Annotated in this window: 23 protein-coding genes and 2 pseudogenes; 5 read left to right on the top strand and 20 right to left on the bottom strand. The window is 67.5% G+C overall.

The genetic code is table 11. The features are described from left to right. Positions 1-45: 45 nt before the first annotated feature. Both IH50_RS42520 and IH50_RS43530 read left to right on the top strand, forming a co-directional pair. Positions 46-526 (top strand): annotated as a pseudogene (locus IH50_RS42520) (LysR family transcriptional regulator); the annotation flags it as partial. Further along, entirely contained in the window at positions 522-932 is a 411-nt protein-coding gene (locus IH50_RS43530) for a hypothetical protein (protein WP_420709055.1), read from the top strand. The pseudogene IH50_RS42520 and the gene IH50_RS43530, both read left to right, overlap by 5 nt. Here the strand turns inward: IH50_RS43530 and IH50_RS0113710 are convergent. Then, the gene (locus IH50_RS0113710) at positions 875-1,609 is read right to left on the bottom strand and encodes a hypothetical protein (protein WP_234328152.1); all 735 of its coding nucleotides are present in this window, start codon (positions 1,607-1,609) and stop codon (positions 875-877) included. The two genes, IH50_RS43530 and IH50_RS0113710, sit on opposite strands and share 58 nt — an antisense overlap. Positions 1,610-1,775: 166 nt before the next feature. Beyond that, positions 1,776-1,853 (bottom strand): annotated as a pseudogene (locus IH50_RS43525) (hypothetical protein); the annotation flags it as partial. Here IH50_RS43525 and IH50_RS42515 point away from each other — a divergent pair. Beyond that, a complete protein-coding gene (locus IH50_RS42515; RefSeq protein WP_234328151.1) occupies positions 1,837-1,983 on the top strand; it encodes a hypothetical protein in 147 nt (48 codons plus the stop codon). The pseudogene IH50_RS43525 and the gene IH50_RS42515 sit on opposite strands and share 17 nt — an antisense overlap. A 244-nt stretch (positions 1,984-2,227) precedes the next feature. On the opposite strand, the gene IH50_RS40915 is transcribed toward IH50_RS42515, so the two are convergent. Both IH50_RS40915 and IH50_RS0113695 read right to left on the bottom strand, forming a co-directional pair. Continuing rightward, complete coding sequence (locus IH50_RS40915) at positions 2,228-2,779, bottom strand: YcxB family protein (protein ID WP_030860923.1); 552 nt, start codon at positions 2,777-2,779, stop codon at positions 2,228-2,230. A 121-nt stretch (positions 2,780-2,900) separates the two neighbouring features. Further along, a complete protein-coding gene (locus IH50_RS0113695; RefSeq protein ID WP_030860921.1) occupies positions 2,901-3,107 on the bottom strand; it encodes a hypothetical protein in 207 nt (68 codons plus the stop codon). Positions 3,108-3,473: 366 nt separating this feature from the next. Here IH50_RS0113695 and IH50_RS42510 point away from each other — a divergent pair, with 366 nt between their 5' ends. Continuing rightward, the gene (locus IH50_RS42510) at positions 3,474-3,773 is read left to right on the top strand and encodes a hypothetical protein (protein WP_234328150.1); all 300 of its coding nucleotides are present in this window, start codon (positions 3,474-3,476) and stop codon (positions 3,771-3,773) included. A gap of 29 nt (positions 3,774-3,802) precedes the next feature. Here the strand turns inward: IH50_RS42510 and IH50_RS0113685 are convergent, their stop codons facing one another. Continuing rightward, entirely contained in the window at positions 3,803-4,450 is a 648-nt protein-coding gene (locus tag IH50_RS0113685) for a DNA/RNA non-specific endonuclease (protein ID WP_158801206.1), read from the bottom strand. A 126-nt stretch (positions 4,451-4,576) separates the two neighbouring features. Continuing rightward, the gene (locus tag IH50_RS0113680) at positions 4,577-5,551 is read right to left on the bottom strand and encodes an RHS repeat-associated core domain-containing protein (RefSeq protein WP_030860914.1); all 975 of its coding nucleotides are present in this window, start codon (positions 5,549-5,551) and stop codon (positions 4,577-4,579) included. 351 nt (positions 5,552-5,902) lie between these two features. Here IH50_RS0113680 and IH50_RS41610 point away from each other — a divergent pair, with 351 nt between their 5' ends. Then, complete coding sequence (locus IH50_RS41610) at positions 5,903-6,382, top strand: FG-GAP repeat protein (protein ID WP_030860912.1); 480 nt, start codon at positions 5,903-5,905, stop codon at positions 6,380-6,382. Between the two features lie 6 nt (positions 6,383-6,388). On the opposite strand, the gene IH50_RS0113670 is transcribed toward IH50_RS41610, so the two are convergent. From IH50_RS0113670 to rplK, 14 genes are all read right to left on the bottom strand, one after another. After that, on the bottom strand, positions 6,389-6,634 hold the full coding sequence (locus IH50_RS0113670; RefSeq protein WP_030860910.1) for a hypothetical protein: 246 nt from the start codon (positions 6,632-6,634) through the stop codon (positions 6,389-6,391). Then, complete coding sequence (locus tag IH50_RS0113665) at positions 6,634-7,557, bottom strand: hypothetical protein (RefSeq protein ID WP_030860908.1); 924 nt, start codon at positions 7,555-7,557, stop codon at positions 6,634-6,636. The genes IH50_RS0113670 and IH50_RS0113665 overlap by 1 nt, the downstream gene beginning before the upstream one ends. 188 nt (positions 7,558-7,745) lie before the next feature. Then, positions 7,746-8,939 (bottom strand): elongation factor Tu, encoded by a 1,194-nt coding sequence (gene tuf / locus IH50_RS0113660; protein WP_030860906.1) that lies wholly within the window; start codon positions 8,937-8,939, stop codon positions 7,746-7,748. Positions 8,940-9,108: 169 nt separating this feature from the next. Further along, complete coding sequence (fusA, locus tag IH50_RS0113655) at positions 9,109-11,235, bottom strand: elongation factor G (protein WP_030860905.1); 2,127 nt, start codon at positions 11,233-11,235, stop codon at positions 9,109-9,111. A gap of 39 nt (positions 11,236-11,274) precedes the next feature. Beyond that, positions 11,275-11,745, bottom strand: coding sequence for a 30S ribosomal protein S7 (gene rpsG / locus IH50_RS0113650; protein WP_003992340.1), 471 nt, complete (start codon positions 11,743-11,745; stop codon positions 11,275-11,277). 2 nt (positions 11,746-11,747) lie between these two features. Then, a complete protein-coding gene (gene rpsL, locus IH50_RS0113645) occupies positions 11,748-12,119 on the bottom strand; it encodes a 30S ribosomal protein S12 (RefSeq protein ID WP_003948652.1) in 372 nt (123 codons plus the stop codon). A gap of 276 nt (positions 12,120-12,395) precedes the next feature. Further along, positions 12,396-12,956 (bottom strand): DUF1707 and DUF4190 domain-containing protein, encoded by a 561-nt coding sequence (locus IH50_RS0113640; protein ID WP_030860903.1) that lies wholly within the window; start codon positions 12,954-12,956, stop codon positions 12,396-12,398. A 138-nt stretch (positions 12,957-13,094) separates the two neighbouring features. Beyond that, entirely contained in the window at positions 13,095-16,994 is a 3,900-nt protein-coding gene (locus tag IH50_RS0113635; protein WP_030860901.1) for a DNA-directed RNA polymerase subunit beta', read from the bottom strand. Positions 16,995-17,088: 94 nt separating this feature from the next. Beyond that, positions 17,089-20,574, bottom strand: a complete 3,486-nt coding sequence (gene rpoB / locus IH50_RS0113630) for a DNA-directed RNA polymerase subunit beta (RefSeq protein ID WP_030860899.1) — start codon at positions 20,572-20,574, stop codon at positions 17,089-17,091. Between the two features lie 580 nt (positions 20,575-21,154). Further along, positions 21,155-21,541: a 50S ribosomal protein L7/L12 gene (rplL, locus tag IH50_RS0113625; protein WP_030860898.1), complete on the bottom strand. Its 387-nt coding sequence runs from the start codon at positions 21,539-21,541 to the stop codon at positions 21,155-21,157. A 123-nt stretch (positions 21,542-21,664) separates the two neighbouring features. Next, positions 21,665-22,195: a 50S ribosomal protein L10 gene (gene rplJ, locus IH50_RS0113620; RefSeq protein WP_030860896.1), complete on the bottom strand. Its 531-nt coding sequence runs from the start codon at positions 22,193-22,195 to the stop codon at positions 21,665-21,667. 513 nt (positions 22,196-22,708) lie between these two features. Then, positions 22,709-23,653: a hypothetical protein gene (locus tag IH50_RS0113615; protein WP_030860894.1), complete on the bottom strand. Its 945-nt coding sequence runs from the start codon at positions 23,651-23,653 to the stop codon at positions 22,709-22,711. A 165-nt stretch (positions 23,654-23,818) separates the two neighbouring features. After that, positions 23,819-24,544 (bottom strand): 50S ribosomal protein L1, encoded by a 726-nt coding sequence (gene rplA, locus IH50_RS0113610; protein WP_030860891.1) that lies wholly within the window; start codon positions 24,542-24,544, stop codon positions 23,819-23,821. 83 nt (positions 24,545-24,627) lie between these two features. Continuing rightward, positions 24,628-25,062 carry a 50S ribosomal protein L11 gene (gene rplK / locus IH50_RS0113605; protein ID WP_030860889.1) on the bottom strand — a complete coding sequence of 145 codons (435 nt, stop codon included), beginning with the start codon at positions 25,060-25,062 and terminating at the stop codon, positions 24,628-24,630. Positions 25,063-25,083: the final 21 nt, after the last annotated feature.

The raw sequence follows: 25,083 nt of genomic DNA, 5'->3' as shown, positions 1-25,083 counted from the left end.
ACCTCCTGCCCCGTCCCTCTCACGTCGTAAGATCCCCTCGTAGAGCTGGAGTCGCGGCGCCTGAAGACCACTCGGGTGATCGTCGACGTCGGCAGTCCCATCAGGGCGACGACGGTGCTCGGGCCGGCGCGTCCCGCACCGAGCCCGCGGCTCAAGCGGATCGAACGCGCCCGGGGCGGTGAACTGTCCGAGCGTGGCCGGCACGGAGTGCGGGCCGCCGCACCGGGCGAACCGGTGCCGGAACGCAGCCGGATCGCGCTGCCGGCGGTGACCGAACTGCAGCAGGAAGCGGCCCGGTTCGCCCCCGCACGCGACAGCGTGCTTCCGGCCGGGCGGCACCCATGGTCCGCTGCTGGGCGCCCTGGTGGACCGGCCGGCGGACGCGGTGCCGGACGCCTGCGTCACCACCTGCACGTCCTGGTCCGAGCGGGAGCCAGTCGCACTGCTCGTCGAGGGCCGGCCGGACTTCGCCCTCGCCGGGACCTGCGGTTCGGCCGAGCCCGCCCGCCCTCCTCACGGCCATGGAACGCGACCTCGTCCTGGACCGGGCGCAGGCGGAGCGGCGCCTGGCCAACGAGGCGGAGGCCGGAGCGACGGCGGGCCGCCTGCGCGCCGCGCTCGGCGCCGGCTTCGCGGACGCCTGGGTGCGCGGCGTCGAATCCGGCACACTGACCGCGGCGACGACGGACGCCGGTGACGTACCGGCCACCGAGGCGCAGGGCGCGGTCGTACGCCACTCCCTCGCCGACCTGGACGCGGCAAAGTCCCGCCTGGACCGGGCGGCTCAGTGCAACGACACCTTCCCATGCCCCGCAAGGCCTCGCGCCCTGCGGGTGCCGCTCGATATCTACTCTCCGTCACCCATCAGTCGGTGTCACGAAAGCTGCTCCCGCGGGAATGAGCGCAGGGCCGACAACACCTCGGCACTATAGGTGTCACACGCATTCAGCAGTTCACGCCCTGCCTGATTGGCGAACACTTCAGGGCCATCAGAAGCAGCCAGAATGACTTCATGACATTGACTCTCGACTTCGAGATTCCTGGTGGCGAAATACCCTAGACCATAGGAGCGGAAACGATCATCGACGCTCTCCAGATAACGCCCTCGAAGATCTTCACCTTCGATCACCATAAGAGTGCCCTCAATGCACTGATCGAGGTAATCAGCCTGTTCCCGGGCAAGGATGATGATCCTGTCGGTCTGGACCTCACTCAACTCACCCAGAGCTTGGCCCAACAGGATCCAGCCACCAATGGCCTCCAACTGGAAGCTTTCTGCGAGTTCTGGGTCAATTTCGGACTCGAACAGCGGCGCCCGCATCAGTTGAGCAATGCTCTGTTGGAACGCATCGTCCAACTCACCATTCAGCCGTTCGGCGCCGGTATGGACCAAGGATTCGATCACAGCGGGTTCGATTCCCCAGTCCCCCGGCATCTCAATCTCCAGCAAAGGCGCCTGAAGTCGACGCAGCGCGAGAAACGCTGCCTGATGGCGCTGCGCCCTGTTCATCCTCTGGATCTGAGCTGTCAGCACCTCGTCGAAACGCCAGTCGAGCGGGTCGCCCATTACACTCACTGATATCCCATCGTCGCCAGAAAATTCGTCCATGCCTCATAGCCATTCCATACATACATGGACTGCCCTGGTATCTTCGCGCTCGGGGCGTCCACCCGCCGGCGCCCGATGAGACCGCCCTCCGCACATGACGGTGGGTGAGCTCCCTCAGCCGCTCGACCCCACCGGCCGACCGCACCCCGCGCTTGGGCAGCACGCACATGCCGGCCACCGTGTCGTCGACCGACAGTACGAACAGGTTTTCGGTCTCCTGGCACCGTGTGAAAGCCGCCCACAGGAGCGTGCTGGAGGAGACGGCCGTGCGGCTGTGGATGCCGATGTCGTCCACGCGCACGGCGTACTGCTCCTGGGCCCGCGCCCACCGGTCCAGCGCGGACACCCTGCGACGCAGCCGCAACGCGTCGTAGAGGGACCCCAGCAGCGCCCCGAACGGCACCGGCGCCAGGAACGCGAGCACATGCAGCGGCCCCGGCAGGGTGACGGCGGCGACCAGGAGCAGAGTCGACCCGAGGAGGAGGGGGATCTGCCGGGTGGCACGGGGATCCGCCCGCCCCGACCGCGCGCACAGCGCCTCGGTCAGCTCCGCCTCGGTCGCCCGGAACTCCAGCTCGACCACCGGAGCCGAGGCGTCCCGGGCCGCGTCGGCAGCCATCAGCGGCGGCCTTCCCCGGCCGCGGGCAGGTGCGCGTCCAGCAGGGCGCGCAGCGGCTCGGACCGGTCCTGACCGTCCGTACTCCGCTTGGGCACACAGACCAGGCACGCGACCTGCTCGTCGGCACTGACCAGCACGAACAGACGTCGTGTCTCGACGTACCGCGACAGGGCGGCCCAGCCGGTCCTGCTGAGGGTGTGAGCGGTCTCGACGCACACTCCGGACGCGTCGACGGTAATCACCCGCTCCCCTCGGGCCTCATGGATCCGCTGCTGGGCGCGAGCCGCCGCCCGGGGTGCCAGGACCAGCGTGATCAACAGCACCAGCGCGGCACCGCCCAGTCCGAACGGATTGAGGGAACCGCCTTCCGGCATGACGCGGAACGACATGGCCGCGAGGACGAGCGCCACCACGATCACGAACCGCCGCCGCCACCGTGCCGCCGGCGACACCTTCCCGTGCCCCCGCAATGCCTCCAGCCACTCGTCGGCCGTCGTCGCGTGCCGCACTTCGACACGCCGCTCACCGACGTGCTCCACATCCGTCGTCATGGCACACCCGCCCCTTGCTCTCTCCGCATTCCCTCCGTTCCCGAGCCCTCTCAGCTCACAGGAGTCCGACGTCACGGCCGGCCTGAGGGAGTCCCCAGGGCTCCGGCCCACCGCCGCAGTACTACTCGGCGAGGAACTGCACGGCACCGCCCTCGTAGTGCCACCGGCCGCCGTTGCGGAAGGCGAGGTGACGGGCCGCTGCCGCGGACCGACGGTGCGGGAGCAGTGCCGGCACGGCGTGTTCCGGTGCCGCGATCGCCTCGTCCGGGTCGGTGATACGCCGTACCGGTGCCCGGGTGCCGATCGGATCATCCGTTCCCGCCGCCACGGGTGAGCACCGGTGCGACTCCGACACTCCGGAGACGGCCGGCCCGGTCGGCCGGCAGCACTCCACGGAGGCCCTGTCATACTCGGCCGCATGACGGAAGACCTCATCGGCACCCAGACACCACGTATGAGGATCACCGATCCGGCAACTGCCGTCCGGAGGCTCGAACAGTCCGTTCCGGATCTGTCCGCGTATCGGCGCCCTGAACCGGCTCTCATCAACTGGTCGCTGATGGAAGCGGACCTGGGAACGGCACTCCCCTCGGATTACAAGCTTCTTTCCGAGCTCTATCCCTCCTTCACCCTCGGTGACGGTTACCTTCACGTCGGCCTGACGGAACCGGGCACCGAATCGGAAAACGCCGGAATGTTCGAGGCTCTCGAGATCGTCCGGGACTGGTGGGAAAACGACATGTCCCTCGGCATCCCACCGTATCCCGCCCCCGGCGGCCTGCTTCCGTGGACCGACACGGACGGCGGAGACCTGTTCCTGTGGATCACCACAGGGGAACCGGACGACTGGACGGTCACCGTGGCCACCCGCGGCGGCGACTGGTGGCACTACCAGGGAGGCGCGGTCCAGTTCCTCGCCGAACTGATGGACGACACCCTGGAGCCCTGGGAACTGGCGGACCTGAGCGGGGACGTCAGGCTCTCCGGTTCCTGACCCACCCCGCCGGCCCGCCGGACGGCCCGTCACCTCAGGGCCCTGGGCGTCGAGCAGGTGACCTGCCATTCACTGGTGTTCGCCACCCATTTGTCGAACAACTTCCCCTGACCGGTGTACGCCGTCATCTGAATTCCACTGGGCAGGTCGTCACTCGGATTCACACGACTCAGCTTGCCGTAGTACAGGACCGGGTTGCCGGCCGCCAGCTGCTTCCTGATCCGGCTCTCACAACTCTTCATGCCGCTCAGATTCATACGGCTGTACCCGGGGAAAAGGTTCTCCGAAACCGGGTCGCCCCCGAACTTGTCGCCGATTATGTGCGTCTTCTGGAAATGCGTCACGCCCTTTCGGATCGCATTGTCCTGAGTGGACGGCATACCCTTCACCGGAACGCCGTCCAGCTTGTCCTTCTTGCCGTTCTTCAGGTCACCGGGGCAGAGCACCGCCATGGCCCCTTGCGAACGGCCGTCCGTCAAAGGCTCATAGTGGAACCGTTCGACCTTCGGCCGCGAGCACGGATCCGGTCCCCTGTTGCCTGTGCCCGGGGGCGCTCCCGGCTGTGGCGAGGGCGAGAGGCCAGGGGCCGGCTGGTCCTCCCCGTTGGGGAAGAACTTGAAGTAGCCGCGCAACTGCTCCGGGGTGAGCTTCAGATCCTTCTGGGCGCGCTGGTACATGTCGTCGACGTATTCCTGGTGCCCGGAGTCACTGTCCGTGTCCGAGGTGGGACGGGGCACAGCCCTGCTGAGGGCCTCCTTGATGAACTCACGCCACGGCGGCGGAGGCGGCGGAGGCGGGGGCCCTCACGGCTTGTCCGGGCGGACGCGGGGAAGCTGCCACGGATCACTGCCACCGCGTCCCGGGTCCTTGCCCTTGCCCGGATTGCCGCTGCCGCCCCCGCAGCCGCTGCGGCAGCCGCTCGACGTGTCGGTCTTCGTGGTCGACGCCGCCAGCGACGCGGCATAGGCGGCGAGGGCCGCGGCCGCCGACTTCCCCGACTGCGACAGCGAGTTGCCCCAGCCGGAGCTGTACCCACCGGAGGAAGACGAACTGCCGCCCCAGTCCCAGCCCCACTCCCAGGAAGAGCTGTCCCAGTTGTCGATCGCGACCTTGGTCGCGGCGCCCACCGCAACGGAGACGATGACGATCCCCGTCACTTCCATGACGCAGGCGTCCCAGAAGCAGTGCCCGCTCGGGTCCGTGTTGACCAGCGGGCTGCCGCCCGCGTAGCCGTACCGGTTCGCCCGGACCGACGGGACCGAGTTCAGGGTCCAGGAGTCCCGGGCGGAGAAGCCGCCCGTGGCCGGGTCGTACCAGCGGGCGTGCATGTTGACCTGGCCGGTGTCCGGGTCGGTGTACTCGCCCTGGTAGCCCAGCGGGCCGGTGCTGCCAGAGGCCGCCGTGACCTCGCCGAAGGGCGAGTAGCCCGTCGAGCCGGCCATCGTGCCCATGGCCGCCGTGAAGGCGCCGATGACGTCGCCGTGCACGTCCGACAGGAGCACGGCCGCGTTCGTGCCGTCCGCCCGGGCCGAGGACAGGGCCTCGCCCGACGGGTCGCGGAAGACCAGGCCGGCGGCCGTGGCGACCGGGTTGTTGGACTGGTCCGCGTACGTGAGCGTGTCGTCGCCCTGCCGCACCAGGCGGCCCAGCGCGTCGTACCCGTACGCCGTGCCGTCCGCCGACACCATCCGGCCCAACGCGTCGAAGGCGAAGGTGTGGCTGCCGCCCGCGTCGCCACTACCGGTGCGGTTGCCGCGCGCCGCGTACGTGTACGTCACGTCCCCGGCCGTCAGCAGGCGGTTGCGCGCGTCGTACGTCGCCGTCGTGTCACCGGCGGACGTGCGGTTGCCCGCCGCGTCCCAGGTGTAGTCGGTGACCGTGCCGTCGGCGGCCGTCCAGCTGGTCAGCCGGCCCGCCCGGTCGTAGCCGTAGGACTGGGTGCCCGCGCCGGCCGTGCCCGTCGTCGTCTTCTCGACCAGGCGGGAGGCGTCGTCGTAACCGTACGCGACCGAGGCCGTCGTCGTGCCGCCCGGTGCCTTCAGGGTGTCCGAGGTCGGGCGATCCAGGGCGCCGCCGGCCGGCTGGCGGTCCTGTACGGCGGCCCGCAGGGGCTGTCGGCCAACAGCCGCGTGAAGCTGTTCGACCAGGATTCACCGGGTATCTCCGGTGCGCCCGAGGCGGAGGACTTCTTCTCCTCATCCCTCGCCGCCGGCGACTTCGACCGCGACGGTGTGGACGACCTGGTGGTCGGTATGCGCAGCGAGGCGATCGGCTCGGTGAAGGGCGCCGGGGCCTCGATGGTCCTCTTCGGCAACCCGACCGGTGGCATCACGACCAAGGGCGCCCTGTGGATCGACCAGGAGACGGCCGGGGTCCCCGGCACGGCCGGTGAGGGCGACCACTTCGGCTGGACCGTCGGCGCCCTGGACACCGACGGCAACGGCCGGGTGGAACCGCTGGTCGGCGCTCTGGGCAACACGGCCGGAACCGTCACGGTCCTCAAGGTCAGGCCCGGCACCCTGGAGTCGGCCGCGGCCCTGGCCGAGGCCGACCTGGGTTTCGCGGCGGGGAGCGACGGCGATGCCTTCGGGATGGCGCTGCCGCACTGAGCAGGCTCAGTCCGCCTCGCCGTCGAAGAGTTCGGCGGCCGACGTCGCCGTGACGGCCCGGAGGAACCAGACGTTCAGTGTGTCGAGGTCCCGGCAGCCTGCGATGCGTTCCCGGTCCTCTTCGCTGACCTCGACACCCCGGTGACCCAGCAGAACCAGAACGGCCTTCGCCTGGCCCCTCGCCTCGCCCCTCGCCTCGCCCTCGGCCCGGAGCTGCTGAGCCGTCTGCGACTGGAACCAGGAAAGGTCCATCAGTCCACGAGCCCCGTCTCACCGGCCGACGCGAAGAGCTCCGCCGTCGACGTCGCGGTGAGGGCCCTCGTGAGCCACAGGCCCAGTACGTCAGGGTCATCACAGCCGATGATCCGCTGCCGGTCCTCCTCGCTGACCTCGACACCCCGGTGACCCAGCAGAACCAGAACGGCCTTCGCCTGGCCCCTCGCCTCGCCCCTTGCCTCGCCCCTCGCTTCGCCCTCCGCCCGGAGCTGCTGGGCGGTCTGCGACTGGAAGAACGAGAGGTCGACGGCCATGAGATGCCTCCAGAGATCCGCGGCCTGCGTCGTGCCGAGGCCTTGTTCCATGAGTTCGATGAAGGTGCCTGCGGTGTTCTCGTCGTCGGCCGACAGGCCTTTCAGTGCCTTTGCCAGCGCATTCAGTATGGCATCGGCTTCCGGCTCGCAGCGGTGAAGAGCCGCCGACAGGATCGTGAGCGGGATGTCACGAGCCGCTTCGTCGGGACTGTCGATCACCGGCAGGTCGTCGGGACCCAGGACCAGTGGCCGCAGCGTGAGCGAGGGCCACTGGCGTGGGCCGATGTCGAACGGCTGGGCCGCCCAGGCCGCCGTCTTCCGGTCCGGGCACACGACGAGCAGTACCGGCGGGACGCGGTACTTGGCGTACACGTGGGACAAGTAGTAGGCCCAGCTGGCCGGCTTGTGCGGGCTCGGCCGGCTCTGCGACTCCACGGCCAGGACGAAACTGCCGTCCTCGGTGTCCATGCGCAGCAACGTGTCCACCCGCCGCTCCAGCGGCCGGGTCTCCGTGAGGTCGGTGGAGAGTTCGGAGGCGGACACGGGTGGGGGAAAGGCGACGCCGAGGTTCCTGGCGACGCGTGCGAAGAGGCCCGGTTCCTGCTGGAAGATCCGGTGCAGGGCCTCATGGGATGAGCTGACCATGCGGCGAACCTATGGGCGCAATGGCATACGCCAGGCACATATGCGGCATTGTTCACGCGACCGAGCGACCCGCCCGGCGCCGCGTTGACGCCCCGAAGCGCCGCGCAGGCGAAAGGGCCCGTACGACCGAAGTCGTACGGGCCCTCTCAGGTGCTCGCGGCAGGAGCTACCAGGTCAGATCAGCAAGCTCACTTGTTGATCTTGGTGACCTGGCCGGCGCCCACGGTCCGGCCACCCTCACGGATGGCGAACTTCAGGCCCTCCTCCATGGCGACGGGCTGGATGAGCTCCACCTTCATCTCGGTGTTGTCACCCGGCATGACCATCTCGGTGCCCTCGGGGAGGGTCACGACGCCGGTCACGTCCGTCGTACGGAAGTAGAACTGCGGGCGGTAGTTGTTGAAGAAGGGGGTGTGACGGCCACCCTCGTCCTTCGACAGGATGTAGGCCTGGGCCTCGAACTCGGTGTGCGGGGTGACCGAACCGGGCTTGATGATGACCTGGCCGCGCTCGACGTCCTCGCGCTTGATGCCGCGGAGCAGCAGACCGACGTTCTCACCGGCCTGGCCCTCGTCGAGCAGCTTGCGGAACATCTCGATGCCGGTGACCGTGGTGGTGGTCTTCTCGGTCTTGATACCGATGATGTCGACGGTCTCGTTGACCTTGAGGACACCACGCTCGATACGACCGGTGACGACGGTGCCACGACCGGTGATCGTGAAGACGTCCTCGATCGGCATCAGGAACGGCTTGTCGACGTCACGCTCGGGCTGCGGGATCGCCTCGTCGACGGCGGCCATCAGGTCCAGGACCGACTGGCCCCACTCCTTGTCGCCCTCGAGAGCCTTGAGCGCCGAGACCTTGACGACCGGAACGTCGTCGCCCGGGAACTCGTACTCGGAGAGGAGCTCACGCACCTCGAGCTCGACGAGCTCCAGGATCTCCTCGTCGTCCACCATGTCGGCCTTGTTCAGGGCGACGACGATGTACGGAACGCCGACCTGGCGGGCCAGGAGCACGTGCTCCTTGGTCTGCGGCATCGGGCCGTCGGTGGCGGCGACCACGAGGATGGCGCCGTCCATCTGCGCCGCACCCGTGATCATGTTCTTGATGTAGTCCGCGTGACCGGGGCAGTCGACGTGGGCGTAGTGACGCGTCTCGGTCTGGTACTCGACGTGCGCGATGGAGATGGTGATACCGCGCTGGCGCTCTTCGGGAGCCTTGTCGATCTGGTCGAAGGCCGAGGCCTCGTTCAGGTCCGGGTACGCGTCGTGCAGCACCTTGGTAATGGCGGCCGTGAGGGTCGTCTTACCGTGGTCGATGTGACCGATGGTGCCGATGTTGACGTGCGGCTTAGTCCGCTCGAACTTCGCCTTCGCCACTGGGGTCCTCCTGTGGAGTGGTTCTGTACGCCTTACTTCATCGGCGCCAGGTGATCTTTGCTGGGAAACCCGGGCCCGGGACATTCCACCGGGTTGGCGGCGGAATGCCCCTTGCAGGCTCCGGGGTCAAGCCTAAAGCGTGGATACGGGGTCCGTTAAACGGAGTCCGTTACTCGCCCTTGGCCTTCGCGATGATCTCCTCGGCGACGTTCCGCGGAACCTCGGCGTAGGAGTCGAACTGCATGGAGTAGCTGGCACGGCCGGACGTCTTGCTGCGCAGGTCGCCGACGTAGCCGAACATCTCCGAGAGGGGCACGAGCCCCTTCACGACGCGGGCACCGGCCCGCTCCTCCATGGCCTGGATCTGGCCACGGCGGGAGTTGATGTCGCCGATGACCTCACCCATGTAGTCCTCGGGCGTGGTGACCTCGACGGCCATCATCGGCTCCAGGAGCACGGGCGAAGCCTTGCGCGCGGCCTCCTTGAAGGCCTGCGAACCGGCGATCTTGAACGCGAGCTCGGAGGAGTCGACCTCGTGGTAGCCACCGTCGATGAGCGTGACGCGGACGCCCGTCATCTCGTAGCCGGCCAGGATGCCGAACTGCATGGCCTCCTGCGCACCGGCGTCCACCGAAGGGATGTACTCCTTCGGGATGCGGCCACCGGTCACCTTGTTCACGAACTCGTACGAGGCGTCGCCGCCCTCGATCGGCTCGATCGCGATCTGCACCTTGGCGAACTGACCGGTACCACCGGTCTGCTTCTTGTGGGTGTAGTCCACGCGCTCGACGGCCTTGCGGATCGTCTCGCGGTAGGCGACCTGGGGCTTGCCGACGTTGGCCTCGACCTTGAACTCACGGCGCATACGGTCGACCAGCACCTCGAGGTGCAGCTCGCCCATACCACCGATGATGGTCTGGCCCGTCTCCTCGTCCGAGTGGACCTGGAAGGACGGGTCCTCCTCGGCCAGACGCTGGATCGCGACGCCCAGCTTCTCCTGGTCGCCCTTCGACTTGGGCTCGATGGCGACCTGGATGACCGGCGCCGGGAAGTCCATGGACTCCAGGATGACCGGGTTCTTGTCGTCGGACAGCGTCTCACCGGTGGTGGTCTGCTTCAGGCCCATGACGGCGACGATGTCGCCGGCGCCCACCGACTCGATCTCCTCACGCTTGTTGGCGTGCATGCGGTAGATCTTGCCGATGCGCTCCTTCTTGCCCTTGACGGAGTTCAGCACGGCGGTGCCGGACTCCAGGCGGCCCGAGTAGACCCGGACGAAGGTGAGCTTGCCGAGGTGCGGGTCGCTCATGATCTTGAACGCGAGCGCGGCCAGCGGCTCGTCCTCGGACGGCTTGCGCTTGACGACGACCTCGGCGTCCTTCGGGTCGTGACCCTCGATGGCCTCGACGTCGAGCGGGGTCGGCAGGTAGCGCACGACCGCGTCGAGCAGGGGCTGGACGCCCTTGTTCTTGAACGCGGTACCGCAGAACACCGGGGTGACCGTGGTGTCGCTGGACTTGCCGGACGCGATGGTGATGCGACGGATCGCGGCGTACAGCTGCTCCTCGGTGGGCTCCTGGCCCTCCAGGTACAGCTCCATGATCTCTTCGTCGTTCTCGGCGACGGCCTCGACCAGCTTGCCGCGCCACTCCTCGGCGGCCTCGGTGTGCGTGGCCGGGATGTCGACGATGTCGTACATCTCGCCCTTGGCGGCCTCGGCGGACCACACGAGCGCCTTCATGCGGACCAGGTCCACGACGCCCTGGAAGTCGGCCTCGGCACCGATCGGGAGCTGCATGACGAGCGGCTGGGCGCCCAGGCGGTCCGAGATCATGTCCACGCAGCGGTGGAACTCGGCGCCGGTACGGTCCAGCTTGTTGACGAAGCAGATGCGCGGGACGCCGTAACGGTCGGCCTGACGCCACACCGTCTCGGACTGCGGCTCGACACCGGCGACACCGTCGAACACGGTCACGGCACCGTCGAGCACACGCAGGGATCGCTCCACCTCGACGGTGAAGTCGACGTGCCCGGGGGTGTCGATGATGTTGATCGTGTAGTCGTTGTCCTCGAGCGGCCAGTGGCAGGTGGTGGCAGCGGACGTGATCGTGATGCCACGCTCCTGCTCCTGCTCCATCCAGTCCATGGTGGCGGCGCCGTCGTGGACCTCACCGATCTTGTACGACACACCGGTGTAGAACAGGATCCGCTCGGTGGTGGTCGTCTTGCCCGCGTCGATGTGGGCCATGATCCCGATGTTGCGGACCCTGGCCAGGTCAAGTGAAGTGGTAGCCATAAGGCTTCAGTCTTCTCTCGGTCTCGATGTGGGTAGCGACTACCAGCGGTAGTGCGCGAAGGCCTTGTTGGACTCGGCCATCTTGTGCGTGTCCTCGCGCTTCTTCACAGCGGCACCCAGGCCGTTGGAGGCGTCGAGAAGCTCGTTGAGCAGACGCTCGGTCATGGTCTTCTCGCGACGGGCGCGGGAGTAACCGACCAGCCAGCGCAGCGCGAGCGTGTTGGCACGACCGGGCTTGACCTCGATCGGGACCTGGTACGTCGCACCACCGACACGGCGGGACTTGACCTCGAGGGTCGGCTTGATGTTCTCCAGCGCGCGCTTCAGCGTGATGATCGGGTCGTTGCCCGTCTTCTCACGCAGACCCTCCATGGCGCCGTAGACGATGCGCTCGGCGGTGGAGCGCTTGCCGTTGAGCAGCACCTTGTTGATCAGGGAGGTCACCAGAGGAGAACCGTAGACCGGGTCGATGATGACCGGGCGCTTCGGGGCGGGGCCCTTACGAGGCATTCTTACTTCTCCTTCTTGGCGCCGTAACGGCTGCGAGCCTGCTTGCGGTTCTTGACACCCTGGGTGTCGAGGGAACCGCGGATGATCTTGTAGCGAACACCCGGCAGGTCCTTCACACGGCCGCCGCGCACGAGCACGATGGAGTGCTCCTGCAGGTTGTGTCCCTCACCCGGAATGTAGGCCGTGACCTCGATGCCGCTGGTCAGACGCACACGCGCGACCTTACGCAGGGCCGAGTTCGGCTTCTTCGGGGTGGTCGTGAACACACGCGTGCAGACGCCACGACGCTGAGGGGAACCCTCGAGTGCGGGCGTCTTGTTCTTCTCGACCTTGTCCTGCCGGCCCTTGCGGACCAGCTGCTGGATCGTAGGCACTACTTCTCCGGTTTCTGTGTGCCGAATGGTGAAGCTAACCTGGAACGTCACCGACCCACGCGGTCGGGTGTGTCGAATCCCGCGGACTCCCGCCGCGAGGCGAAAGAACGTGTGGATTGCGGTGGCCGTTCAGCGGCCCCCGGTGCGGTGTGATGGCACGCACGAAGGCCAGGGCACACCCCAGGCACAAGGTCTGAGCGTACCTATCGCATTCGCTGCGGTCAAAACAAATGGGCCCGGCACGCGCGCCGGGCGGAACACGCCGGTCCTCGCTTGTCAACCGGAGGCCAGCGCGAGCGCGAACGACAGCAGCATCAGGACCACCCACGCCCCGTTCGCCAGCCAGCCGAGCGCCAGACCGGTCAGCGCCAGTCCGTCGCCCTCCTCCCCCGTGCGCGCGATCTCGGCCCGCGCCGCGTGCCCCAGGATCACCGCCGGGATGCCGGTGAGCCCGAAGGTGACCAGGCAGAGCCCGCCGCAGACGGCGGAGGCGACCGCCTTGCCGTTCACCCGCACCCGGGGCACCGGCCGGAACACCGCCGGCACGGCGGGCACCGCATGCGGTACGGGCCCCTGCGGCAGGTCGGCCACCAGCAGCGCCAGCTCCCCCACCGTACGGGCGGCGTACGCCCGCGCGGCCCTCCGGTCGAACTCGGGCTTCTCCAGCCGTCCCTCCCCGTACCCGGCTCTGAGGACGTCCACGGCCCGCTCCCGGTCGGCGTGCGAGGCGAGCATCGGCGGGGCGGCCCAGCCGGCCCACGGCTGCCCGGGCCACGGCTGCGGCACACCGTGCCCCTGCTGCCAGGGCTGCCCCTGCGGATACGGCGAATACGACACCGGGCGCCACCTCCCCCGTCATACCGGGTCCCTCCATGATGCGCCCGGGCGGCCGTTCCGGCACGGCTTCGGCACACGACGCCGAGGGGCGGCCACCCCGTACGGAGTGACCGCCCCTCAGTGCTTCAGACGTACGCCTTACTGGTTGTACGGACCGTAGTCGTAGTCCTCCAGCGGAACGGCCTGGCCGGAGCCCGTGCCGAACGGCGAGTAGTCGATGTCGTCGTAGCCGACGGCCGAGTACATCGCGGCCTTGGCCTCCTCGGTCGGCTCGACCCGGATGTTGCGGTAGCGGGACAGACCCGTACCGGCCGGGATGAGCTTACCGATGATGACGTTCTCCTTGAGGCCGATGAGGCTGTCGGACTTGGCGTTGATCGCCGCGTCCGTCAGGACTCGGGTCGTCTCCTGGAAGGAGGCGGCCGACAGCCAGGACTCCGTCGCCAGCGAGGCCTTGGTGATACCCATCAGCTGCGGACGACCGGAGGCCGGGTGACCACCCTCCTGGACCACACGACGGTTCTCGGTCTCGAACTTCGAGCGCTCGACCAGCTCGCCGGGCAGCAGCTCCGCGTCGCCCGACTCGATGATCGTCACCCGGCGCAGCATCTGCCGGATGATGATCTCGATGTGCTTGTCGTGGATCGACACACCCTGCGAGTTGTAGACCTTCTGGACCTCGCCGACCAGGTGGACCTGGACGGCACGCTGACCCAGGATGCGCAGCACGTCGTGCGGGTTGGTGGCACCCACGGTGAGCTGCTGGCCCACCTCGACGTGGTCGCCCTCGCCGACCAGGACCTTGGCGCGCTTCGAGATCGGGAACGCCGTCTCGTCGCTGCCGTCGTCCGGGGTGACGACGATCTTCTTGGTCTTCTCGGTCTCCTCGATCCGCACGCGGCCGGAGGCCTCGGAGATCGGGGCGACACCCTTCGGCGTACGGGCCTCGAAGAGCTCGACGACACGGGGCAGACCCTGGGTGATGTCGTCACCGGCCACACCACCGGTGTGGAAGGTACGCATCGTCAGCTGGGTACCGGGCTCACCGATGGACTGGGCGGCGATGATGCCGACCGCCTCACCGATGTCGACCAGCTTGCCGGTGGCCAGCGAACGGCCGTAGCACATCGCGCAGGTGCCGACGGCGGACTCGCAGGTCAGGACCGAGCGGGTCTTGACCTCCTCGACGCCGCGGGAGACGAGCTCCTCGATGAGGACGTCGCCCAGGTCGGTGCCGGCCGGGGCCAGCACCTGTCCGTCGACCACGATGTCCTCGGCGAGGCAGCGCGCGTACACGGAGGTCTCGACGTCGCCCTCCTTGCGGAGCACGCCCGTCTCGTCCCGGCTCGCGATCTTGAGACGCAGACCGCGGTCGGTGCCGCAGTCCTCCTCGCGGATGATGACGTCCTGGGAGACGTCGACCAGACGACGGGTGAGGTAACCCGAGTCGGCGGTACGCAGAGCGGTGTCCGCCAGACCCTTACGGGCACCGTGCGTGGAGATGAAGTACTCCAGCACGGACAGGCCCTCACGGAACGACGCCTTGATCGGACGCGGGATCGTCTCGTTCTTCGCGTTCGACACCAGACCACGCATACCGGCGATCTGACGCATCTGCATCATGTTGCCTCGTGCGCCCGAGTTCACCATCATGAAGATCGGGTTGGTCTTCGGGAAGTTGTCGTTCATCGCCTCGGCGACCTCGTTGGTCGCCTTGGTCCAGATGTTGATGAGCTCCTGCGTGCGCTCGTCCTTGGTGATCAGACCGCGCTCGTACTGCTTCTGGACCTTCTCGTCCTGCGCCTCGTAGCCCTTGACGATCTCCTTCTTCGCCTCGGGGACGACGACGTCGGAGATGGCGACGGTGACGCCGGAACGGGTGGCCCAGAAGAAGCCGGACGCCTTCAGGTTGTCGAGCGTCGCCGCCACGATGACCTTCGGGTAGCGCTCGGCGAGGTCGTTGACGATCTCGGAGAGCTGCTTCTTGCCGACCTCGTAGTCGACGAACGGGTAGTCCTCGGGCAGCAGCTCGTTGAAGAGCGCGCGGCCCAGGGTGGTGTTCAGCCGGAAGCTGTCACCCTGCTGCCACTCGGGCTCGCCCTCCTCGCGCGCCGGCGGGGTCCAGCCGCGCGGCGGGATGGTGCCGACCGGGAAGCGGATGTCGATCCTCGACTGGAGCGACAGCTCGCCCGCGTCGAAGGCCATGATCGCCTCCGCGACCGAGGCGAAGGAACGGCCCTCGCCCTTGAGGTCGCGCATCTCGCCGTCGGTGGTGAGGAAGAACAGACCGAGGACCATGTCCTGGGTCGGCATCGTCACCGGGCGGCCGTCGGCCGGCTTGAGGATGTTGTTCGAGGACAGCATCAGGATGCGGGCCTCGGCCTGCGCCTCCGCGGACAGCGGCAGGTGCACGGCCATCTGGTCACCGTCGAAGTCCGCGTTGAACGCGGTGCACACGAGCGGGTGGATCTGGATGGCCTTGCCCTCGACCAGCTGCGGCTCGAAGGCCTGGATGCCGAGGCGGTGCAGGGTGGGAGCGCGGTTCAGCAGGACCGGGTGCTCCGCGATGACCTCTTCCAGCACGTCGTACACGACCGTGCGGCCGCGCTCGACCATGCGCTTGGCCGACTTGATGTTCTGCGCGTGGTTCAGGTCGACCAGGCGCTTCATCACGAACGGCTTGAAGAGCTCCAGCGCCATGGCCTTCGGCAGACCGCACTGGTGCAGCTTGAGCTGCGGGCCGACGACGATCACGGAACGCGCCGAGTAGTCGACTCGCTTGCCGAGCAGGTTCTGACGGAAGCGGCCCTGCTTGCCCTTGAGCATGTCGGACAGCGACTTCAGCGGACGGTTGCCGGGGCCCGTGACCGGGCGGCCGCGGCGGCCGTTGTCGAAGAGCGCGTCGACGGCCTCCTGGAGCATGCGCTTCTCGTTGTTCACGATGATCTCGGGCGCGCCGAGGTCGAGAAGCCGCTTCAGGCGGTTGTTGCGGTTGATGACACGGCGGTACAGGTCGTTCAGGTCGGAGGTCGCGAAGCGGCCACCGTCGAGCTGCACCATCGGACGCAGGTCCGGCGGGATGACCGGCACGCAGTCGAGCACCATGCCCTTGGGGCTGTTGGACGTCTGCAGGAACGCGGAGACGACCTTCAGCCGCTTGAGCGCACGGGTCTTCTTCTGGCCCTTGCCGGTGCGGATGATCTCGCGGAGACGCTCGGCCTCCTCCTCAAGGTCGAAGGACTCCAGGCGCTTCTGCAGCGCCGCGGCACCCATCGAGCCGTCGAAGTACGTGCCGAAGCGGTCGCGCAGCTCGCGGTAGAGCAGCTCGTCGCCCTCGAGGTCCTGGACCTTGAGGTTCTTGAACCGGGTCCACACCTCGTCGAGGCGGTCGATCTCGCGCTGCGCGCGGTCGCGCAGCTGCTTCATCTCGCGCTCGGCGCCCTCGCGCACCTTGCGGCGCACGTCGGCCTTGGCGCCCTCGGCCTCCAGCTCGGCCAGGTCGGTCTCGAGCTTCTTGGCGCGGGCCTCGAGGTCGGCGTCGCGGCGGTTCTCGATCTGCTGGCGCTCGACGGAGACGTGGGCCTCCAGCGAGGGCAGGTCGCGGGTGCGGCGCTCCTCGTCGACGTACGTGATCATGTACGCCGCGAAGTAGATGACCTTCTCCAGGTCCTTCGGGGCGAGGTCGAGCAGGTACCCGAGGCGCGACGGAACGCCCTTGAAGTACCAGATGTGCGTGACGGGCGCGGCCAGCTCGATGTGGCCCATCCGCTCGCGGCGCACCTTGGCGCGCGTGACCTCGACGCCACAGCGCTCACAGATGATGCCCTTGAAGCGGACGCGCTTGTACTTGCCGCAGTAGCACTCCCAGTCCCGGGTCGGACCGAAGATCTTCTCGCAGAAGAGTCCGTCCTTCTCGGGCTTGAGGGTGCGGTAGTTGATGGTCTCGGGCTTCTTGACCTCGCCGTGGCTCCACTGACGGATGTCGTCAGCGGTGGCCAGGCCGATCCGGAGCTCGTCGAAGAAGTTGACGTCGAGCACTATGCGTCAATCCCTCTCAGGGTTGTAAGTCTTGGGGTCTGAAACGGGGGTCCTGGGGCGGGCGGCCTTCACGGGGAAGGCCGCCCCACTCCCGTCAGACCTCTTCGACGCTGCTCGGCTCGCGCCGGGACAGGTCGATGCCGAGCTCCTCCGCAGCGCGGAAGACGTCCTCGTCGGTGTCACGCATCTCGATGGACATACCGTCGCTGGACAGCACCTCCACGTTCAGGCACAGGGACTGCATCTCCTTGATGAGGACCTTGAAGGACTCGGGGATGCCGGGCTCGGGGATGTTCTCGCCCTTGACGATGGCCTCGTAGACCTTCACGCGGCCGGTGACGTCGTCGGACTTGATGGTCAGCAGCTCCTGGAGCGCGTAGGCGGCGCCGTACGCCTCGAGTGCCCACACCTCCATCTCGCCGAACCGCTGGCCACCGAACTGAGCCTTACCGCCCAGCGGCTGCTGGGTGATCATGGAGTACGGACCGGTCGAACGCGCGTGCAGCTTGTCGTCGACCAGGTGGTGCAGCTTCAGGATGTACATGTAGCCGACCGAGATCGGCTCCGGGAACGGCTCGCCGGAGCGGCCGTCGTACAGCCGTGCCTTGCCGGACGGGAGCACCATGCGCTCGCCGTCGCGGTTCGGGATGGTGTGCTGGAGCAGACCCGCGAGCTCGTCCTCACGCGCACCGTCGAAGACCGGGGTGGCGACGTTGGTGCCGGGCTCGACCTTGTCGGCGCCGATGGCCTGGAGCCGCTCGGCCCACTCCTCCGCGAGGCCGGAGACGTCCCAGCCGCGGCTGGCGAGCCAGCCGAGGTGGATCTCCAGGACCTGTCCCGGGTTCATTCGGGACGGGACACCCAGCGGGTTGAGGATGATGTCGACCGGGGTGCCGTCCTCCAGGAAGGGCATGTCCTCGATCGGGTTGATCTTGGAGATGACGCCCTTGTTGCCGTGGCGGCCGGCGAGCTTGTCACCGTCGGTGATCTTGCGCTTCTGCGCGACGTAGACGCGCACCAGCTGGTTGACGCCGGGGGGAAGCTCGTCACCCTCCTCGCGGTCGAAGACGCGCACGCCGATGACCTTGCCGGTCTCGCCGTGCGGCACCTTCAGCGAGGTGTCACGGACCTCACGGGCCTTCTCACCGAAGATCGCGCGGAGCAGGCGCTCCTCGGGGGTCAGCTCGGTCTCACCCTTGGGCGTGACCTTGCCGACGAGGATGTCACCGGCGATGACCTCGGCACCGATGCGGATGATGCCGCGCTCGTCGAGGTCGGCGAGGACCTCCTCGGAGACGTTCGGGATGTCCCGGGTGATCTCCTCGGGGCCGAGCTTGGTGTCACGGGCGTCGACCTCGTGCTCCTCGATGTGGATCGAGGAGAGGACGTCGTCCTGCACGAGGCGCTGCGACAGGATGATCGCGTCCTCGTAGTTGTGACCCTCCCACGGCATGAACGCGACCAGCAGGTTCTTGCCGAGCGCCATCTCGCCGTTCTCGGTGGCCGGGCCGTCGGCGAGGACCTGGCCGGTGATGATCCGGTCGCCCTCGTTGACGATGACCTTCTGGTTGACCGAGGTGCCCTGGTTGGACCGGGAGAACTTCGCCAGGCGGTACGTGATGTACGTGCCGTCGTCGTTGGCGGTGGTGATGTAGTCCGCGGAGACCTCCTGGACCACACCGTCCTTCTCGGCCTTGACCACGTCGCCGGCGTCGACGGCGGAGCGGTACTCCATGCCGGTGCCGACGAGCGGGGACTCGCTCTTGATCAGCGGCACGGCCTGGCGCATCATGTTCGCGCCCATGAGGGCACGGTTGGCGTCGTCGTGCTCGAGGAACGGGATCATGGCGGTCGCGACCGACACCATCTGGCGCGGCGAGACGTCCATGTAGTCGACGTCGTCACCGGGGACGTAGTCGACCTCGCCGCCGCGGCGGCGGACCAGGATCCGGTTCTCCACGAACCGCATGTCGTCGCTGAGCGGGGCGTTGGCCTGCGCGATGACGAAGCGGTCCTCCTCGTCGGCGGTCAGGTAGTCGACCTCGTCGGTGACCTGGCCCTCGACGACCTTGCGGTACGGCGTCTCGATGAAGCCGAACGGGTTGATCCGGCCGTAGGAGGCGAGCGAACCGATCAGACCGATGTTCGGGCCTTCCGGCGTCTCGATCGGGCACATGCGGCCGTAGTGCGACGGGTGCACGTCACGGACCTCGAAGCCGGCCCGCTCACGGGAGAGACCACCCGGGCCGAGGGCGTTCAGACGACGCTTGTGCGTCAGCCCCGACAGCGGGTTGTTCTGGTCCATGAACTGCGACAGCTGGCTGGTGCCGAAGAACTCCTTGATGGAGGCGACGACCGGCCGGATGTTGATCAGGGTCTGCGGCGTGATCGCCTCGACGTCCTGGGTGGTCATGCGCTCGCGCACGACGCGCTCCATACGGGCGAGACCCGTACGGACCTGGTTCTGGATCAGCTCGCCGACGTTGCGGATGCGGCGGTTGCCGAAGTGGTCGATGTCGTCGGTCTCGACCATGATCGAGCGACCGGACTCGCCGACCGTCTCGGTCTCCCCGGCGTGCAGCTTCACCAGGTACTTGATGGTGGCGATGATGTCGTCGGTGGTGAGCACGCCGGCGTCCAGCGGCTCGTCCCCGCCGAGCTTCTTGTTCACCTTGTAGCGGCCGACCTTGGCGAGGTCGTAGCGCTTGGGGTTGAAGTAGAGGTTCTCGAGCAGCGTCTGCGCGGCCTCACGCGTGGGGGGCTCGCCCGGACGCAGCTTGCGGTAGATGTCGAGCAGCGCGTCGTCCTGGCCCTGGGTGTGGTCCTTCTCCAGGGTGGCGCGCATGGACTCGTACTCGCCGAACTCCTCGAGGATCTGCTCGGTGGTCCAGCCGAGCGCCTTCAGGAGGACGGTGACGGACTGCTTGCGCTTGCGGTCGATGCGGACACCGACCATGTCGCGCTTGTCGATCTCCATCTCCAGCCAGGCACCCCGGGACGGGATGATCTTGGCGGAGAAGATGTCCTTGTCGGACGTCTTGTCGATGGAGGAGTCGAAGTAGACACCCGGCGAACGGACGAGCTGCGACACCACGACACGCTCGGTGCCGTTGATGACGAAGGTGCCCTTGTTCGTCATGAGCGGGAAGTCGCCCATGAAGACGGTCTGGGACTTGATCTCGCCGGTCTCGTTGTTGGTGAACTCGGCGGTGACGAAGAGCGGGGCCGCGTACGTGAAGTCGCGCTCCTTGCACTCGTCGATGGAGTTCTTCGGCGGCTCGAAGCGGTGGTCGCGGAAGGTCAGCGACATCGACCCGGAGAAGTCCTCGATCGGGGAGATCTCTTCGAAGATCTCCTCCAGACCGGACTTGGTGGGGACGTCGTGCCCGCTCTCGAGAGCCTCCTCGACCCGACTCTGCCAAGCGGTGTTCCCGAGCAGCCAGTCGAAGCTTTCGGTCTGCAGCGCGAGCAGGTTCGGAACCTCGAGAGGCTCCTTGATCTTTGCAAAGGAGATGCGCAGCGGGGCGGTGCTGGCACCGTTGTTCGTATTCGCGGTCGAGGCGTTGCGCGAGGCGGCCAAGAGGGGGTCCTTCCGAGGGCTCGGACTCACTACGCGCGTACCGGCCCCCCACTGGGCAGAGAGACAGACATCCCAGGTCAGAGATGATCTAGTCGTCGGTGCTCGAGTGAGGGCATGCCCCTGGTGACGGGCAGGGGACAGCTAACAGGCAGCGCAAAGGGTCAGTGTAGCCATTTGGCACACTGATGTCCAATGCCGGTTTACGGAACCGGTGGAGGCCCTCGTTCTTCTCAACTCCTGCGACAAGGCGCTGCCCTCAACGCACGTTCATACTGCCCTCTTTGCCGCCGATCCATGCCTCGGATCCGGATCCTTGTGGCGACGCGTCCTGAGAATTGCGCGCTGCGTGCGGTTCGTCAAGGCCCCCCTTGCCGGAACCGCCCGCCACCAGGCAGATCTTCGAGGTCCCCGGAGGCACAACGAAGATCACCTTACTCCCCGCCGTCACAGGTGCAAGGCAGCCGCCGCCGGACCCCTCATACGCCGAGGAGCGACCACCCGGATGGATGATCGCTCCTCAGCGCTTGAGCGTTACACGTCCCTGGGGACGCGCAGGGGACCCGTGGGGCCCCCGGAGGTGTTACTTGACCTCGACGGAGGCGCCGGCGCCCTTGAGGGACTCGGCGGCCTTCTCGGCGGCGTCCTTGGCGACCTTCTCGAGGACGGGCTTCGGGGCGCCGTCCACGAGGTCCTTGGCCTCCTTCAGACCCAGGGAGGTCAGCTCACGCACGACCTTGATGACCTGGATCTTCTTGTCGCCGGCGGCGGTGAGGATGACGTCGAACTCGTCCTTCTCCTCAGCGGCCTCGACCGGGGCGCCCGGGGCACCCGGGGCGGCGACGGCGGCGACCGCGGCGGCGGCGGTGACGTCGAACTTCTCCTCGAAGGCCTTCACGAACTCGGAGAGCTCGATGAGGGTCATCTCCTCGAACTGGGCGAGCAGGTCTTCCTGGCTGAGCTTCGCCATGATGGCGGTCCTTCCACTAAATCGGCAGGTGCCGGATGTACGGGGTGAGGCGGGCGTACGTCGGGCCCGCATCGACCCTCATCTCACGCGGTGCGTGCGACGAGGATCGGGAAGCGAGCCGAATTACTCGGCACCGCCCTGCTCGTCCTGCTTGGCACGGAGCGCGTCCACGGTGCGGACGAGCTTCGAGGGGAGCGCCTGGAAGAGCTGAGCAGTCTGCGTCTGCTTGCCCTTGAAAGCGCCCGCCAGCTTGGCGAGCAGAACCTCGCGGGACTCGAGGTCCGCAAGCTTCTTGATCTCGTCGGCGGACAGCGCCTTGCCGTCAAGGACACCGCCCTTGATGACGAGATTCGGGTTGTCCTTGGCGAAGTCACGAAGACCCTTCGCCGACTCCACCGGGTCACCGGTGACGAAGGCGACCGCCGTCGGGCCAGCGAAGAGCTGGTCGTCGAGCGTGATCCCGGCCTCGTTGGCCGCAATCTTGGTCAGCGTGTTCTTCACCACGGCGTACTGGGCGTTCTCACCGAGCGAACGACGCAGCGTCTTGAGCTGCGCCACGGTGAGACCGCGGTACTCGGTCAGCACGGCGGCGTTGGAGCTGCGGAACTTGTCCGTCAGCTCGGCAACCGCGGCAGCCTTGTCGGGCCTCGCCATAGAGCCTCGGCCTCCTTCCGGGTGATTCGGACCGCGCGGACCCGAAGGAGGACTGGGGAAAACGAAACGCCCCGGCGCAGGCGCACGGGGCGTAGCTCGACCGGTCACTCGCGTCCTCGCGGCAGCGAGCTCCGGGAACTCTTCCACTGACACCTGCGCGGGTCGTCCGCAGTTCAGCGGATCCTTCGGCCACCATGAACTCTGACGAGCACACGGCAACGACCAGCGGTCTTTGGCTTCTGTGGAAGAGTACGCGAACGGATCGCCGTCAAGCAAATCGACCGATCAGGGGCATCAGGACCCTGAGGTCTCCGGGACCCTCAGGATCCCTGGGGCCCTTGGAGCCCCAGAGGGCCCGGAGGCCCGGAGAGCCGAGGGATCGGGGCCGGGGGCCCGGAAACCCGGGGACCCGGAGCCGGGAGCCGGGAGACCCGGGGGCCGGGAAGCCCGGAAACCCGGGGACCCGGAGCCGGGAGACCAGGGGGCCCGGGGGCCCGGAGGGCCTCAGAGTCTTCAGGCGTCGAGACCGGCCTCGGAGCCCGCGCCCAGCTCCCCCAGCATCTCCATGAGGTCGAGGGTGTCCTCCGCCGCCGGCGCCTCGACCTCGGCCTTGGCGCCGTAGTCGGAGTAGTTCGCCGTCATGCTGATCGTGCCCTGGGGCATCTTCATGCCGACGACCATCTTGACCGGGTAGTTGTCCTCGTTGAGCCAGAACTCGGTGTCGTAGCCCTTCAGCCCCGACTTCTCGACGTTGGCGGTCAACTCCTCGCGCTCCTTCTCGGAGAGCAGGTCGAAGGACTCGTTGGTCTCGATCATCTCGTCGAAGCTCAGCGTGCCCTTGTAGTGCTGCGTCTGGACGCCGTCGACCTTCTCCGGTCCGACGTGCTTCAGGTTCGGCGACTCCAGCAGCAGGGCGAGCTGCTTCGCCGGGTCCTGGTTCATGTTCTCCAGGCCGTTGGTCATCTGCTTCTGGAGCTCGGCGTCGCCGGCCGCCTCGGCGATGGCGGCGAAGTCCATCTTCATCCAGCGCTTGCCGTCCATCTCGGCGGCCTGCTTCGCGCCCATGTCCACGTACATGACGTTGTCGAGCATGATCATGCGGACCTGCTCGGGGGCCTCCGGACCGCCCGCCGCGAGTGCGGGACCCTTCATGGTGACGTCCATCACGGCCGGGTCCCAGCCCTGCACACCGGAGATCTCCATGGTGCCGCCGCCGCCCACCGCGGCCGGCATCGTCATGGTCATCCGGACCTTGGAGGACTTGGCCTCCGAGGTGTTCCTGAAGGCCGCCTGGAGGACCTCCGTCATCTCGTTCTGCGTCTGGACCTCGGTCTTCGCCGAGTCGGCGGCCTTCTCCTTCGCCCCGCCCCCGTCACCGTCCTGACAGCCCGCGACGCCCACGACGACGGCCACGGCCGTCAGACAGACACCCGCGCGCTTCCATGCGGACATGCCCATGAATCCCACCCCTGGTTGTTTCGCTGTGTCACACCTGTGAAGTCAGAAAAAGGTAACCCACGCCACTGACACTGTCGTACGAAAAAACCCGTCCCCACGCCTCGGACGAGACGCGGGGACGGGTTCTACGCGGTGTGCACGGGCCGGTCAGCCGGCCCGCCCGGCTCAGACGGCGGCCGGGTCCTCCTCGACGAGGAGGTTGCGGGTGCGGTTCGGGTCGAGCGGAATGCCGGGGCCCATCGTGGTGGTGATGGCGGCCTTCTTGATGTAGCGACCCTTGGCGGCGGACGGCTTCAGACGGAGGATCTCCTCCAGCGCCGCACCGTAGTTCTCCACCAGCTTGGCGTCGTCGAACGACGTCTTGCCGATGATGAAGTGCAGGTTCGAGTGCTTGTCGACGCGGAACTCGATCTTGCCGCCCTTGATGTCGTTGACGGCCTTGGTGACGTCCGGGGTCACGGTGCCGGTCTTCGGGTTCGGCATCAGGCCACGGGGACCGAGCACGCGGCCGAGGCGGCCGACCTTGCCCATGAGGTCCGGGGTGGCGACGACGGCGTCGAAGTCCAGACGGCCCTTCGACACCTCGTCGATCAGCTCGTCGGCGCCGACGATGTCGGCGCCCGCGGCACGCGCGGCCTCGGCACGGTCACCGGTCGCGAAGACCAGGACCCGGGCGGTCTTACCGGTGCCGTGCGGGAGGTTCACGGTGCCACGGACCATCTGGTCGGCCTTGCGCGGGTCGACACCCAGACGGAAGGCGACCTCGACGGTGCCGTCGAACTTGGTCGTGGACGTCTCCTTGGCGAGACGGACGGCCTCGAGCGGGGCGTACAGCTTCTCCCGGTCGATCTTGGCGTCCGCAGCGCGGAGAGACTTGCTGCGCTTGCTCACTGAAAGCTCCTGTGCGTTGTCTAGGAGTCGTGGTCCGGGCCGAGCAGGCCCTTCCACTACTGCTTGGCTTACGGGGGTGGAGGTCAGCCCTCGACCGTGATGCCCATGGAACGGGCGGTGCCGGCGATGATCTTCGACGCGGCGTCCAGGTCGTTGGCGTTGAGGTCGGGCATCTTGGTCGTGGCGATCTCACGGACCTGGGCGGCGGTGATCTTCGCGACCTTGGTCTTGTGCGGCTCGCCGGAGCCCTTCTCCACACCCGCGGCCTTGAGGATCATCTTCGCGGCCGGCGGGGTCTTGGTGACGAAGGTGAAGGAACGGTCCTCGTAGACCGTGATCTCCACCGGGATGACCCAGCCGCGCTGCGACTCGGTCGCGGCGTTGTAGGCCTTGCAGAACTCCATGATGTTCACGCCGTGCTGACCCAGCGCGGGGCCGACCGGCGGGGCCGGGTTCGCGGCACCGGCCTGGATCTGGAGCTTGATGAGCCCCGTGACCTTCTTCTTCTTGGGAGGCATGACTCTCCGGGTCCTTTCGGT

It is taken from the genome of Streptomyces sp. NRRL S-37, from assembly GCF_000721605.1.
In the GTDB taxonomy this organism is placed as follows: Bacteria; Actinomycetota; Actinomycetes; order Streptomycetales; family Streptomycetaceae; genus Streptomyces.
This window is presented reverse-complemented; position numbering and strand designations above follow the sequence as displayed.